This window comes from Mucilaginibacter sp. UYNi724 (assembly GCF_054057495.1).
Window position 1 is genome coordinate 316,368 of sequence record NZ_JBSRZI010000004.1, and the last position, 14,286, is coordinate 330,653.

Annotated in this window: 10 protein-coding genes; 4 read left to right on the forward strand and 6 right to left on the reverse strand. The window is 39.5% G+C overall.

Translation table 11 applies throughout. The features are described 5' to 3' along the window. Positions 1-50: 50 nt before the first annotated feature. A complete protein-coding gene (locus tag ACVW0P_RS08855; RefSeq protein ID WP_457131746.1) occupies positions 51-896 on the reverse strand; it encodes a metallophosphoesterase family protein in 846 nt (281 codons plus the stop codon). Positions 897-1,243: 347 nt separating this feature from the next. Between ACVW0P_RS08855 and ACVW0P_RS08860 the strand changes: the two genes are divergently transcribed. Next, positions 1,244-2,548: a hypothetical protein gene (locus ACVW0P_RS08860; RefSeq protein WP_457131747.1), complete on the forward strand. Its 1,305-nt coding sequence runs from the start codon at positions 1,244-1,246 to the stop codon at positions 2,546-2,548. Between the two features lie 139 nt (positions 2,549-2,687). On the opposite strand, the gene ACVW0P_RS08865 is transcribed toward ACVW0P_RS08860, so the two are convergent. Beyond that, positions 2,688-2,843 carry a hypothetical protein gene (locus ACVW0P_RS08865; protein ID WP_457131748.1) on the reverse strand — a complete coding sequence of 52 codons (156 nt, stop codon included), beginning with the start codon at positions 2,841-2,843 and terminating at the stop codon, positions 2,688-2,690. Between the two features lie 190 nt (positions 2,844-3,033). Then, positions 3,034-3,780: an HAD-IIB family hydrolase gene (locus ACVW0P_RS08870; RefSeq protein ID WP_457131749.1), complete on the reverse strand. Its 747-nt coding sequence runs from the start codon at positions 3,778-3,780 to the stop codon at positions 3,034-3,036. Positions 3,781-3,971: 191 nt separating this feature from the next. Between ACVW0P_RS08870 and ACVW0P_RS08875 the strand changes: the two genes are divergently transcribed. From ACVW0P_RS08875 to ACVW0P_RS08885, 3 genes are all read left to right on the forward strand, one after another. Then, on the forward strand, positions 3,972-4,217 hold the full coding sequence (locus ACVW0P_RS08875) for a hypothetical protein (RefSeq protein ID WP_457131750.1): 246 nt from the start codon (positions 3,972-3,974) through the stop codon (positions 4,215-4,217). Between the two features lie 180 nt (positions 4,218-4,397). Then, the gene (locus ACVW0P_RS08880; RefSeq protein ID WP_354432076.1) at positions 4,398-4,604 is read left to right on the forward strand and encodes a hypothetical protein; all 207 of its coding nucleotides are present in this window, start codon (positions 4,398-4,400) and stop codon (positions 4,602-4,604) included. A 331-nt stretch (positions 4,605-4,935) separates the two neighbouring features. Next, entirely contained in the window at positions 4,936-5,196 is a 261-nt protein-coding gene (locus tag ACVW0P_RS08885; protein WP_457131751.1) for a DUF6934 family protein, read from the forward strand. 363 nt (positions 5,197-5,559) lie between these two features. Here ACVW0P_RS08885 and ACVW0P_RS08890 read toward each other — a convergent pair whose 3' ends face one another. Genes ACVW0P_RS08890 through ACVW0P_RS08900 form a run of 3 tightly spaced genes read right to left on the reverse strand, consistent with a single transcriptional unit; the run spans position 5,560 to position 13,306 of the window. Next, positions 5,560-6,045, reverse strand: coding sequence for a hypothetical protein (locus ACVW0P_RS08890; RefSeq protein ID WP_457131752.1), 486 nt, complete (start codon positions 6,043-6,045; stop codon positions 5,560-5,562). Between the two features lie 5 nt (positions 6,046-6,050). Next, positions 6,051-9,785, reverse strand: coding sequence for a DUF6443 domain-containing protein (locus ACVW0P_RS08895; protein WP_457131753.1), 3,735 nt, complete (start codon positions 9,783-9,785; stop codon positions 6,051-6,053). 5 nt (positions 9,786-9,790) lie between these two features. Then, on the reverse strand, positions 9,791-13,306 hold the full coding sequence (locus ACVW0P_RS08900) for an RHS repeat domain-containing protein (protein ID WP_457131754.1): 3,516 nt from the start codon (positions 13,304-13,306) through the stop codon (positions 9,791-9,793). Between the last annotated feature and the right edge of the window lie 980 nt (positions 13,307-14,286).

The window sequence follows — 14,286 nt, forward strand, 5'->3', positions numbered from 1 at the left end:
GGGACTTAAAAATCTTTCTGAACCCATCCTATGGCAAGGGCAGGGTGAGGCTAAAGCTTATTTGAATTTAGCCTTGGGTTTTGGCTGGCGTTAACCTGGTAGGTGAAAATTTCGTCCTGCTCGGTTACCTCCACAATACGGTAGCCACGGTAGTCGGTTCCCCAGTCGCCGCCAATGTGCGAATCGAAAAAGTGCGGGAACTTGTTGCCCGTGTAGCGCACCCCATCTAACAAATGATCGTGCCCGTGGAAGGTGGCCTTTACATTTGGGTAGCTGTGCAGCAGGTTCACCGTTTCGGGGCAGTCTAAAAAGCCCTCGTCTTTTTGCCACTTAACGGGCGGGATGTGCAGGATCACAAACACTATCTTTTTGTTGGCAAACTTATCCAACGATGCTTTAATGAACGCGTTATCGGGGCAAACGTATTTGCCCTTGGTATCGGCAGTGTTGGCTAATACAAAGGCGATGTCGCCATGCTCTACCGTGTAGCGGTCTTCGTAATTAAAAACGCTTTTCCAAACGGCGGCATCGGCAAAATCGTGGTTGCCGGGGATGGTTTGGTAAGGCACGTTCAGCTTATCCAGGTATTGGGTTTTAATCTCGGGGAGCAGGTCGGGGCGGTTATGCACCAGGTCGCCGTTGATGATCACCAGGTCCAGGTGGTTTTTGGCGTGGTCGTCGTTAAGCCATTTAACCATATTGCCCGTATTTTCGGCAAAGTTGGTACCCGGCTGCCCATAATGGATATCAGACGCCAGCGCGAACCGCAGTTTTAGTTTTGCAGGCTTCTTGGTATAGGCATTGCCTACGTTAGCGAAGCTGTTGATAGCAGGTAGCAAAAACACCCCTGCCAAACCCGTGGTGCTGGTAGCAATAAACTTTCGGCGGTTAAACATGCTGGTAAACGTACTTTGTATTTGCTTACAAAGGTATGAGGTGTTTAGGGCTTTTGGGTTAAGGGAATGTTATGGTTTGAGGTGGGGAGGCTGAAATTTTGAAAATAGGCAGTGGTAATAGGTTCAAGTTTCACTGCTTTACTCCAAGCCAATGATAGAAGCGGCTTTTCGTGCAATCGGGTTTAGTTTACATGGGGTTGTGCAGTTACCACAAGCGGGAGGCTTGCGGTAATGAGGATATGAAGAAAATATTTATAGAAAACCGCCGAGCATGAAATAAATATATTAGTTGTATATATTTTAAGAAGCAAATAATATACCTTAGGAGATAACGCAATCATTGTTCCATGACACCTAAACTTCATCCACTTCAAACCAAGCTTTTAGAAACTGAATTATATAAAAAGTTTCTCCTCAATATTGAATTAATAAAAGACACTCCACAGGATTATTTTGAAGACTTTCAAACACAATTATATAATCATCCACTTTATGAGGAGATTAAAGAAAATTATTTATTGGATCCTGAAACCAATTCTATATTGAGAATATTGTGTAAAACACCTCTTTCGGAAATAACCAATCTAACAGATGATGAAATAGAATTTTATCCAATATGCAACAAAGCTGAGATTGCGCGAATATCGAACCCTCGGAATTTAGACGATATGCTTCTTATATTACGGGCGTCTGAGGTGGTATTTAATGTTAGATTAAATAAAGTTTTTTTTCAATTAAGAAAATATTATAAAGACAAATGGAACTTCAGTAATTTTTTCAATTCAAAATTATTTAAAAATTATTTAAACAGCTTACCAGATGACAAATCAAAAATATGCAAACTTACCTCCTATGGATTAATCAGTATTAATGAAGCAAATGGAGTATGCAGAAAAACTAAATTTGGTAATGTTATCACTGTATCAATTGGATTGAAATATTTTCTATATTATATGAACTTATTTTATTATGGTTCTGGTCACGGTGTCGCTATCGAAGATTTGCATACAGCATTAATGATTGGTGTGAGAACAATGATGGGTAAGGAAACTTTTGACTTTGAACTTGACAGCAGAGGTAGATTACCAGGTAAATTGAATAAACACCTTAATTTTTTAACGAACTCTCAGTTAGAATTTGTAATTGGTCATGAATTTGCGCATCATTATCTCGGCCATTTATCAGACGATAGATTAACGATTAACGCTAAGTCAGATAATCGTTCACCTTTTGAAGATAATAGTCCATTTTACAGTTACAGGCATCTTGACGAACTTGAAGCTGATTATAATTCTATAATGGCTCCTATTATTAGTTTAGAAAAAAGGCATGAATTGGCATGTTCAGGATTTGCGTTCTTTTTATATTTAGATATATATGACACATGCCACAACTTTTTCAATCCACCAAAAAGCACATTTACAACCCATCCTGAGCCAAGAAATCGGGCAATTGAGCTCCGCAGAAAACTGCCTGTTAATATTGGATTTAGTAAAGAAGATTTAGAAAGTTACTTTCGATATAATGACGAGATAAAAAATAATTTACTAAAGGAAACACTTCCGATACAAACGGATACGTTTGAAATGTATGGGTCAATTTATCTACCTAACTTCAAAAAGGATAAGAAGTACGATCACATAGATTTTTAACATCTCGCCCATTTACGGAAAGTCTATAATACCCATTTAGTGTAACGGCTGTTCCGCCAATAAGCAGGTATTGAACATCAAACTTTTTCAGTAATTTACAAATAGTCAACAAGCTATTTGTAAGGCTATCCTTCATCTGTTACTTAGAATGGTCATTAATTGCCCAGGGAGCCCTGACAGATTTAACAAATTGTTCAAAGGCGTTGTGTTTTTTTAAACTTAACGAATTATCTGCCGCTTGCTTTTCATCCGCTTTTAACTCTTCGAATGTCTTAAACTTTTTAATTGGTTTCATCGCGTTTATATTACAACATTTAAATATACACCATTTTCAAATAATCTGCAATTTTTAGACAATCATTCTGTAAGCGTCCCTACCACTGGCCTAACTTTCTACCTTGCCCAAGGTACATTAGGCTTTCAGCTTACCCCATAATCGGATTTATCGGCTATATTAAGACACATGCGGCCCGCCTGCCTTCATACTATTTTTGGCAGGATATAATTGCTTCTATTATTCTTTTAGTTTCTATAGGGTCGCGTACCTGGATACAATCGGCACCCGATGCACGGGCCGGGAAATCGTTGCCCCCTTCAAAAAGCGCATCGCCCATAAAAAGCATTTGTGCAACGTTTATTTTCAGGATATCCCTCAATTTGCGCATCCCGTAAGCTTTATCAATACCGGGCTTGGTCACGTCTATAGAAGTTGCGCCACCCAGGTTTATCGCAAACTCGGGAATCATCCCTACAAGTATTTTCCTGATCTTTTTCCGCTTTTCAAAATCGGGGTCCCAAGCCTTTTTGGGTTCGAGCGGGGCATTTTGGCCCAATGCCGAAAAGGTGATCTGGCTTTGCCTGTCTTCCACCTGTTCGCCCCAGGTTTTAGCAGCCTGGAAACCCGATTGAGCTACCGCTTTTTGAAGGGATGTAATTATCTTCTGCTTCTCGCCATCAGTAAAATCCTCGGCATATAGCTTTTTCCATCCGGTCTCGTCAAACGCGTAAAACTTAGTGCCGCAGGTAGGCAATATAGATAGGTTGCTCAAGTCGCTGCCTGCAGGCAGCTGGCCTATAACCTGCTTTTGGAACTGGGGCCAATCGCCGCCAGATATAATGGCTACCTTAGCTACGGTTAAAAGCTCGCTAAACAAGTTAGCCATCTCTTCATCAATGGCGGCTTTACTTTCGGCCAGGGTGCCGTCTAAATCAAATACAATTAATTTTTTCATCGTTCACTTTTAAGAAGGAGTGCCGGGAACAAAAAAATGTTCCTTTCAATTTGAACCAAAGATTTTTTCAATTGTTTTTTATGATCTGAAACACAATCCATTTTGGCTTGTAGTAATAATACCCTCTCCGTAAGTACCCATTCAATAATGTCTCGCCGGTACTTCCTCTCAGGATTTAATTAAGAAGTATTATGAAAAAAGTTAGCATTTTTTTGATCGTGGCAGGTTTGTTATTGATCATTTTGGGTAATGTCCTTTATAAAAACCATCAAAACGCTGATGATAGCGGCGGTTCTGCAAGTATTACAACTTTTAAAGGTGGATGGTCTGTAAAGATACCGGCTTATTTTGGCGGGGTGATGTTACTCTTCGGTTCTATTTTTTATTACGTCGCAAAAGATGATAACAGACTGAATAGTCATAAAGACCGATCTTAATTGGTATCTCTAATCTTTATCTCTATCGGTCGACGTTTTTAACTTCGACCCAAATATATTATGCTTTCACCTTACCCCTCTCCTTTAAACAATTATTATTTTTAACAGTTGTATTAAAAGCACAAAAGCAGTTAAATTGCTAAGTATTAACGGCTGTATATAAACTTAAGTTTACATAACATGGAAGATCCATTAAAAAAAGATAATAAAAAAGGGCTCTTAATTATTGGGGTGGCCCTTGGGGCTTTGGTGGCAGGCGCCGCCAAATATTTTTACAGTCGCAATAAAAGCGAAATAGATACTGTTGCAGCTGAACTCACAGACCACGCGACAGACTACCTGCAAAAGAAAAGAAACAGGATAAAATCGGGCTTTAAGGGGCTGTAAGTCTACTTTAATACCAGTTGAGCGTTCAAGCTTATCAGACAATAAATCAAATACGACCCGTGTAAAACATGATTGGGCTAAGTTTGCAGCGTAATTACCCGGCTACCAAAACAAAAAAGCCACTTCAATAAAGAAGCGGCTTTTTGCTTGTGCGCCCACCTGGGCTCGAACCTAATCCTTAGATCAACTGAAAATCAAACAGTTGTAAAGCTTTTCTCGTTTAAGGTAGTTACATAGGTAACACGCCCTAACGACTATACAAATATACGATTTTATAGAAAACTAAAGCAGTTATATTTGCATTTTACAAACAGTAGGCAATATTTTACAAATGAATTTAGAGCGATATGATTACTTTACAAATGACTATCAAGCCTATAAATTTTACAGCGAAGGCCCTAAAGGTAGAATAAGAGAATTGGTTATTTTTTTAAAAATCCCAGACACGGAGCCACCAATATATACCCTGGCATTCGGTGATGCACATACTGTTACGGGAGTTTTGGATGATGCTGCTAACAGTAACAATCAGACAGGGATATTGTCTTGGCGACCGTTGCCAATACCATCAATTATGATGCATTTTGGTTAAAATAAGGTGATTGGTTATATTTGAATTAGGAAAGGAGAATTATGTCAACAACAATAAAACGCGGAGCAAAAGAAAAGGGATTTGGCCCTGCTATAGTAAGCGGCCAGGTTAAAAGTTATGACACAGATCCTTTTGTCGTTACGGCAACTTAAAAGAGTTTACATTTAAAAAGTTCATGCCGATCACATATCCATCAAAATATTATAAGCTTCTTAGATTGTGTTAATCCTAATGTTTTACAACCCGATTAGTGATTTAGTAAATTTATACAGAGTAAAGAATAGTGGTTGCCTATTTTAATTGGAGAAATAATGATTATTTAAAGATTATCAATGGGTTATACAATAGATACTGAAATTATTTTTATTTGTCATTATTAGCTAAAAGCCGCTCTTTCACTACTTTATCCAGCTTTGGGAAAATTTCAAAATCTCCCTTTAATATATCACCCGCAAACTTCTTAAGATTAACTGCAAAATCATTTATATAAATCGATAAACCATAATCACGGTTCTGGTAAGGCGTTCCGTCTGCATATTTATACATTGGAAGAAGTAAAGCAGAGGGATCTTTTATTAGAAGAATATCGTCGAGTCCATAACCATATAAATCAGTACTAATTTTAATCATAACCGGATTCTCTATAAAATCACCATTGACAAGTTTATACAACATTATGAAAAGGTACGATTCACGTGTTTCATAGGATATTTTTACTGCTGTTGTAGCATTAATATACAGCGATTCAAAACCCCAAGATTCACGCTTACTCTTGGTCAGCTCGAAATCAAATTCCTTTTCCAAAAATTTGAATTTCTCTTTGATAACAGTCTTTAAATGTTTATTCATATTCGCTATAATGCAATAACTGATGTGCCCATTTTCTGAACAATTTCCTTTTCGATCTGATAAAACGGACTTCTTGCTGTTCGCGTCGCATCAATACCTATATCATATACTTTGTAACCCTGTTTGATTTTTGACTTAAGCCATCTTGCGTTTCTTGCCTTTGCAGCGCTCATTTCTATTTCAGTCATTGCTCTATTAGGGAAATTTTTTGACCAAGCCTGATACCACTTCGCATCCAAAGATTTTGCTGCTGTTTTTACCCTACTCATCCCCTCCCCGATAACAATTGATTTTTCTGTTTGCCTAATCGCAATTTCAGCACCTTCCCGAGCCACAATTTCAGTACTCTCTTTAATTGCGGCTGTTATAACCCCTTTAGCCGCACTTGCTTCGCCAAGTGTGGCTAAGTCAAATACTAAAAAGGCCGCCCCCATACTCGCCTGCCAATAGTTACCATCTCTAACACCCTTATAAATATCCTTACTCGGGCCAACTATCGGTATGAAATCCGTAGCAATGTCTAATGCTTTTGCACCTGCTGACGGCCCTATTCTTGTTGCTGTTATGGTAATACCCTGCGCGTATTGAGGTGTATACTCTGATTTCGTACCATCTGCACCAAAATTCACAGTTTGGCCCGTTGTCGGGTTTATTGCAAACCCCTGCGGCGCGTTGATATGTGTATAGCCACTTTTTGCCCCGTTGCCTGCGAACCATTCCGCCTGCGTCAAATCCCCATGAGCACTAGCGGGTAAATACCAATCCTCAGGCCCCATACCAGTCGGGTCGACGTAACTCAAAGGATTATCAAAAGCATAATTATACGGAGATGTACCCGCGTAATTATCAGCCAATGGATCAATGACATTCCACCGGCCTATCAAAGGATCGTAAAACCTTGCGTCGTAATCATACACGCCTGTTTCTTCCTGTAATTCCTTACCGTTATAAAGATATTGATTTTTGGGCATAACGGTATAATTGAGCGATGTAATGGCTGACCCAAAACCGTAATAGTTGTTTTGCTGTAACATCACAGCCAGAGTAGCATTTACAGCATCGGGCTTAATGGTTACCCGTGTATTCCCTAAATGGTCTTTCAGGTCATACTCATAAATATAAGCTGTTCCGCTTTTCCTTGCCCTTCCTTCCCCCGTCTGGATAAATTCTATCGCGCCATCGGTATACTGTATCCCGTCTATATAGTCTGTAGAGTAGGTATTGGTGCTTGTTGTAAGCACTTTTCTTAGTTTCCGGCCGGCAGCATCATAGGTATAAGCAACCGTACCGGCACTAATTGTAATATTTTGCGGCAGGTTAAGCGCATTGTAAATAATACTGCTAATACCCTTGTTCAGATCCTTTACAGCATTACCGTTGCCATCATAAGTATATTCATTGGCAACTTTTGCTGCGTCGTTAAAACCCGATGTTCCCGCTCCGTCATCTATTCTTGTATGCTGGTTGCCGGTATAAGTGTAGGTCAGGGTGTCTATCTTTGTCCGTACGCCTGCTACTTTATCGTAACGGCCAAGGCCTTTGATATTGCCCATCACATCATAAGCGACATACTCACTATAAAAATTCTCTGCGGGCGTCCGGTTTTCGGCCGCGGTAAGCCGGTTTATGGCATCGTAATTATAATCATAACGGAGCTGTGGCTGTGCCGTACCGTTCACCGGGCCCGCTTTCCATTTTACGGCAGATATGCTGCCGTTGTATTGCGGTTTACCTGTTGTTGTATTTTCATAGCTCAGCTCCAGGCCAAACTGGTCATTCGTATCGCTGTTGGTAACTCCTCCATCGGCAATGAGCCCGGCGTTATTGATACTTACCGGCCAACCCCTCGGATTGTACCGGTAATCAATATTCTGCAACCAGCTGCTACCGCCATTAACGCTGTGTAATTTTTTACTCCTTACCTGACCTATCTCGTTATATTCAAGTTGAGATAAAGTTATGGTAGGTTGTGCAGCCAGGTTAAGATGCCGCAAAGACTGCTGGCGCCGTACAGGCCTGCCAAGATAATCGTAAGAAAGGTAATCTATTGCGGTAAGCTGTACAACAGCGCCATTGTTCGTGCTGTTTTTTGAATAATGCTTACGAATATTGGACATAACCTGGTCGTCAAAAGCGTATAGGGTGCTGTCTGTATCAAAATTATAAAGGCTATAACCTGACGTTCCGCCTAAAAGATGTTGCTTATAGGTTAGTAGAGATCTTCCTTTATTATCATAATAAGCTACAGACCATAACATTGTAGTACTGCCAAGCACGCCAATTTTACTTACCGTAATTTTCCCTTTAATGTTCTTGTTAAAGCTAGGATTGCTTTGTTTGTCATAAGGCAGTGGGAAACCTGGAATATTGGCATAGTCATCATAATAATTTGTAGATAATAAACTACTCCAGGATGTTGGCCAGGTGGTATTGGTGTAGCCGGTAGCAGTGATGGCGGACGTCCTGCTTTCACCATAAAAAGTGTAAGGATAGGTTAATGTGGCCTGCAAAATTGCCCGCTGGTCGATTCCCGGGTTACTACCTATATGCTGAAATACACCTGCAATAATTGGCCTGCCTAGAACATCATATTTGATAAAAGTCCATTCCTGGGGCGACTTCATCCGCTGAACCGAATCCTGGTTTCCCACAGGCTGGTCTAAATTGTTATAAATCGTATATACCCATCCGCTCCCGGGCACTTTAGATTGGGTCGGGCGTTGCAGTTCATCATACCGGTATTGGTAACAATACTGTGTCATAAAAGCAGCGCTTATTGGCGTACCTGCATTATCAGGATTGGCCAGCTGTGGAATAATAAAACAGAGGTTGCCAAAATCATCATACACAAAATATGTAGAGATGCACTCCACAGTAGCGCCCTTGAGATTATAAATGCGTTTCAAAATAGCCCGTCCGGCTTTATCCTGATAATCTTCAGTAGTTCCGATACAGCCGTCGCCGGGTTTCCAATTTTCTCCACGTTTTATCGACAGGAAAAGCGAACCTGTTTCATATGCTGCGGTATTATTATTAGCTCTGGTTAGTGTACGGCTTTGATCACTGTTGATATCTATACTAAAAAAGGCAACTTGATGATAACCAGGATTATTGGTTAATAACCCTGCATTAAAAACCAGCTGGTCATTGGTTGCATAGATCGACTTTAAAGTATGGCCCATGCTGTTGGAATTACCTACACCGGTAACGGGTAACTGCCATGAGTCACCAACAGTAGCCTGCTCAACAGCCCTGCTTAACGGTGATGAATCGAACCCTGTTTCCGAAAAAGGATATGAAGTACGAACAACACCGTTCGTTTGCTGCGTGCCTGATGAACCCGCGGGATTATAGAACAAGGCCTGACGCGAAAGCGCGTCAATTTTATAGGAACCGTCTGCAACCCCGCTATAAACGAAAGGAAGGAAATGCTTGGCTTCTCTACCAATTGCATCGTAAACATTTTGTTGCACAACATCTTTAGAAGAGGGCGATGCTTGTTTCAAAATCGTTTGTAGCGGTCTACCTAAACCATCTTTATAGGATATAACAGTTTGTACCGAATCACGGTTTCCAGAAAGCAATGCAAATTTTTCCTCTGTTTTTATTTCACGGTTTGGCGCCCGAACCATGACATAATTCTGATCTGTCGACTGACCTGAAGATGTTTTTGTGTGAAATAAGATTAATAGAAACGCTGGTATCAAAGCTAAATGTGTACGATATAATTTAATTTTCATAGGTTTTAGTTTCTTAAATTATAATCCATCAATTTGACAATGTTTCCCGATTCATCTTTAACGCATTTAAGACGATTGAAATCATCGTACTCATAATAAACTGTAATGCCATTTGGGTTTGTAACGCTGGTGAGCCCTACCAGTGGTTCGTATGTACTGGTCGTCATTTGCGCCTCTTGTGGATAGAAGCAAATATCATCTACTTGGTAAGTCCCGTTTATGCTAATCGTATAGCTGTTATTGGAAATGTCAATATTTTTAATCGAAACATATTCCCATTTATTACTTGTTTTTTTCCAGTAGGTCAAAACATATTTTTTGTTCGTAATACCAGTAAGTGTTTTTGAAAAGCCATTTGCTTTACTGAAATGGCCTGTTCTACAATCGTTTAAAATACTTAACCCGCTACCCATGAACTCTTCAAAATTTTCGTGATACGCATCCGACCATTTGGCATTGTGCGTACTGCTAGTAGGATAAAGCCTATTATAACCCCAGGTGACTGCATTTGGAACGCCCCGTTCATCACTGAACTCTAATACATTCCCCATGTCGTCATACTTGGAAAAATAAACTTTCCCGGACATAAATGGATCGATAACGGGCGTCTCCCAACCTTCTTCAAAAGTTACATTCGCATTAGTATACTGATTCTCACTGATAGGCGCTTGTAAGTTGAGATATATTTCTTTACTCGGGAGTACATTATTTCCGTAAAAATTCATAATTGTCGTTTTTGCTCCGGTTATTTTTCCAGACCCATTTTTTATTATCGTTTGGACTGTTTCTAAAGGAACCGATATGATATTCTTTTTGACCAACGATGAAATCGCATTAAATTCCGTTAACACTGAATTAGTAATCACGCCATAGTCAAATGGATATCGATATGTGGTTCTATTGATCATACCTTGGCTATCCATAATATCTTTTGATTTTAAGAACTTTCGTTTCGAATAGGTGAGGGTGCTGCTGGAAATAACCTTTCCTCCCGCAAGATAATCTGTTTGAGTAACGGTCGCCGGCAATTTGTTAACGTTCGTAATAATCTTATATTTATTGTAATACACGAGTGATTGGGCAACAACTGGCCCTGCGTTAGCACCAGCATAAATTCCAATATTAAAATTAAACCCATGGGTATACAAAAATCCAGTGACATTGTAAATCCCTGTTTCCGGTGAGAATAGGTTGTAAGAATAATCCGTTTTCCGTTTTAAAACATTATTTACATCATAAACTTCTTTGCTCATCAGCAAACCGCGATTCCAATCATAATTACTGTTTTGTATAAATGGATAACTGTTTGGCGAAAGATCCTGATTGGTAAAATCAGGGCCAATAGGGGGCTCGGAGATGGAAAATGTGAAAGAACGTCCTGTTTTTATCATTGGAGTAGAATAAATTCCATCACAAAAGCTAACCTCACTTATATTGCACCCGGCACCTGACAAATCATTTTGATCTCCGTACCTTAAAGGGGTGGCGTATTTAAGCCAGGTATAACCCGAATTGGTAATTGTCTCCCTGACATCCGAGTATCCCACTGTAATTTCATCTCCCAATCCCATAATGGACATGGGGTTAGTCATCCTAATCGTGTTACTTTTGAAATTTAGCAAGCTGTTGTTGGCATAATCAATAGGTATCTTGCTTGACGATAATCCATCACTCGAGCAATCATTTTCTTTATACGCAAAAATTGGCAGGTTAAAAAGCACACCGGAAGTTTTTGTAGTATCCGAGGATTGCAAATATTTATAAACCTTTGTAATATCTTTATTGTGAGATAGCCCGTCATAATCTGTGATTTTTTTCACACGGAGTCCCCCCCCGCTAAATTTGCGCCCCCTGTATAAAAAATCGTGTGGTTCGTATTCGTAAATAGTGTAACCACCCGTTGGGTATACGATTCGATTTAAAGTTCCGGATGAAACAGTCGAAGGATTGCAATTACGATCAGCGCCGTCAAGTACAAAGTACTGTGGATCCGTTAGATCTCTTAATTGAAATACCGAAAATCTGTCCGGGCCCGTCAGTGCAGGACTTATATATAGCTTTGGAAACAGATGACTTGCATTATTGGCATTGTAATATCCCCAAAAGTCTTGCTGCCTAGAATATTTGGCGGGCAAAGTAGATTGTTCATCATAAAAAAAGTCGTATTTCCCAATATGCAGATCACCCGGCACGGTTGTTTGCACGGATCTAAGCTTTAAACGATAATAAGAATTTGCATAGTATGTTACCTTTAGTGCGCCGTCACTTACCGAATTTACCGGACTTTGAAAATAGTCGTACGAAAAATGCGTTTGTTTAATAAGCTTGTTATTAAACTTAGAAATTATCTGAATATCTGATAAAGTTTTGGAAGAAGGTAAATCAACTCGTCCTACGCCTGCTACAAAAGTTATTGTTTCGTACGGGGTTTCAATCGAAGACAAACGTTTATTGATAACTTTACTTTGAGTGGTACTAAAACCCGAACGATAAAGGTTACCATCGGAAAATGAAGTTGGATTTTTAACCGTTTCTTCAACCTGGTAGGTTTCAAGGGCTTCATTTTGATAATTAAACGAAACAATCTCGCCTACCGCAGTTTCGATGCTAGTGAGATACCAGGCCGTTGTAAATGGAAAATACTGATAAAAATTCTCTCCATCGGGGCCAATATCACAGTTAGTCCGCACTCTATGGCCTCGCGTGACATATTCTGAAACTTCAAGTTCCGAAAAGGTATACTTATTACCCGATTCATCAGTTACGTAAAAAGAAGTTATCCCTTTGGAAAGATAAGGTGAGCCATAATTATCGACCCAACCTGGGTTACCGTCTTGGTTCAAAGTATAGTCGAAAATAAATGGTTCATAACTAAATAACTTTGGTTTTTGGTCCGTTCCAAAAACGAATTTTCCGGATTTACCTGCAAAGGTAAATTGAAACAGATCTGGCTGGGTATCAGACTTCCTGCCTTCCTGGCCAGCCATTCGGGGACTTGACCAGTGATTGGGGCCATCTTTTATTAACAATCCATCGTATACACTAAACTGGTTTCTTATTTCATCCTGTGATTTACCAACATCCGTAAAATCGTTAGCAGCCTGTCCGTGATCCAACAAAAAACCGAACTCTTTGTAGGTTGGTGGTTGCGCCCTCCAAAGGTCATCGGGCAGCCCCCTTTTAGATCGTGTTATCACTCCACCGGCCTCTAACCTCCAGCCCAACCCAACCCAACTAGCCTCATCATTTACTTTAATACCAGAATTATTATATTTTAAGACAATTGGTACTGTTAGACCTTTCAGTTTGATCTCATACACGGGCACTTGAATCGCGGGAACACCGACAAAATTATCAACACTATTTCCACCAAACATACCTAAACTGGCTTCTGCAGGTGATGTAGGATTGGATGCTTTGCGGGCTATATCCTGTTGCAGTTCAGCCTCAATACTTTGAGCTGATAAAACATGCGCAAGCGATAAAAACACGCTTAAGATAAGCAGGGATCTTTTTTTCATTGTGACAATAAAATTTAGGTGTAAATTAACAGACTGGTTACACAGGAATGTTCACTAAGGTATATATTCGGAATTAGGAAGAAAACGTTCTCAAAAAGTAAGGTTGGATCCATATGATAACTTCAGGTGTCTACAAAGATAGATTAGGATGAATAATTTTAAATTAACCTAATGTTATCATATGATAATCAAACAAAAAATAAAGTCGTTATCTGAGTTGGAGCATTTGCAATAAAATTAATAAGGTAAATTAGCAGTCGCATTTATATCGGCGTCAGCGATTCTCCTATAAAATCCAACAAATCCTAATAGTTATTCAAACAATATATTTGGAGCGACAGACAATGGTGGATGATTAATAATAAATTATTATTTTCCAAGCTCCAGAAGGGGCATCGGTTCCTGCCTGATCTCGAAGCAATGATGTAGCCTTATGCGGTAGAAGGTATCGCAATCTGAGATTTAGCGCCAGAAAACTATATAATTAACACAGCAATTACACTAACATTTGTGGGATTTTACACGTTCCGGGGCTATTGGGGCAACAAAAAGTTGTAAACTTTATGCTGACCCAACTATGCCCCAGGAAATGATAAAATTTGTATATCGTCGAATCTTTATTTCGGCAAAAATTCATCGATGTGGGAAAAATGGAAGCGTAGGATATTTAAAAAATGATTTAATTGAGCTGGAAAGCTTGGAACGAATATAGTTGATTACTAAATCGCAATTTATTGATATAAGTCAATCAGGGAATGAGCGGGAAATTATGGCGATAAATTTTGAAAAATCACTTTTTGGAGTTTATGATAATTACATCATTGCAGAATTAGTAGTAATATTTACTGATGGGGTTTTCAATTGATAGTATTTCACGTACCTAAGTGGAGATTATGATGAATGAGACCACACCATTTCGGCGCAAGCTGACCCACTGTTTCGGGGCAAACTGACCATGGTATTTCGGGGCAAACTGACCC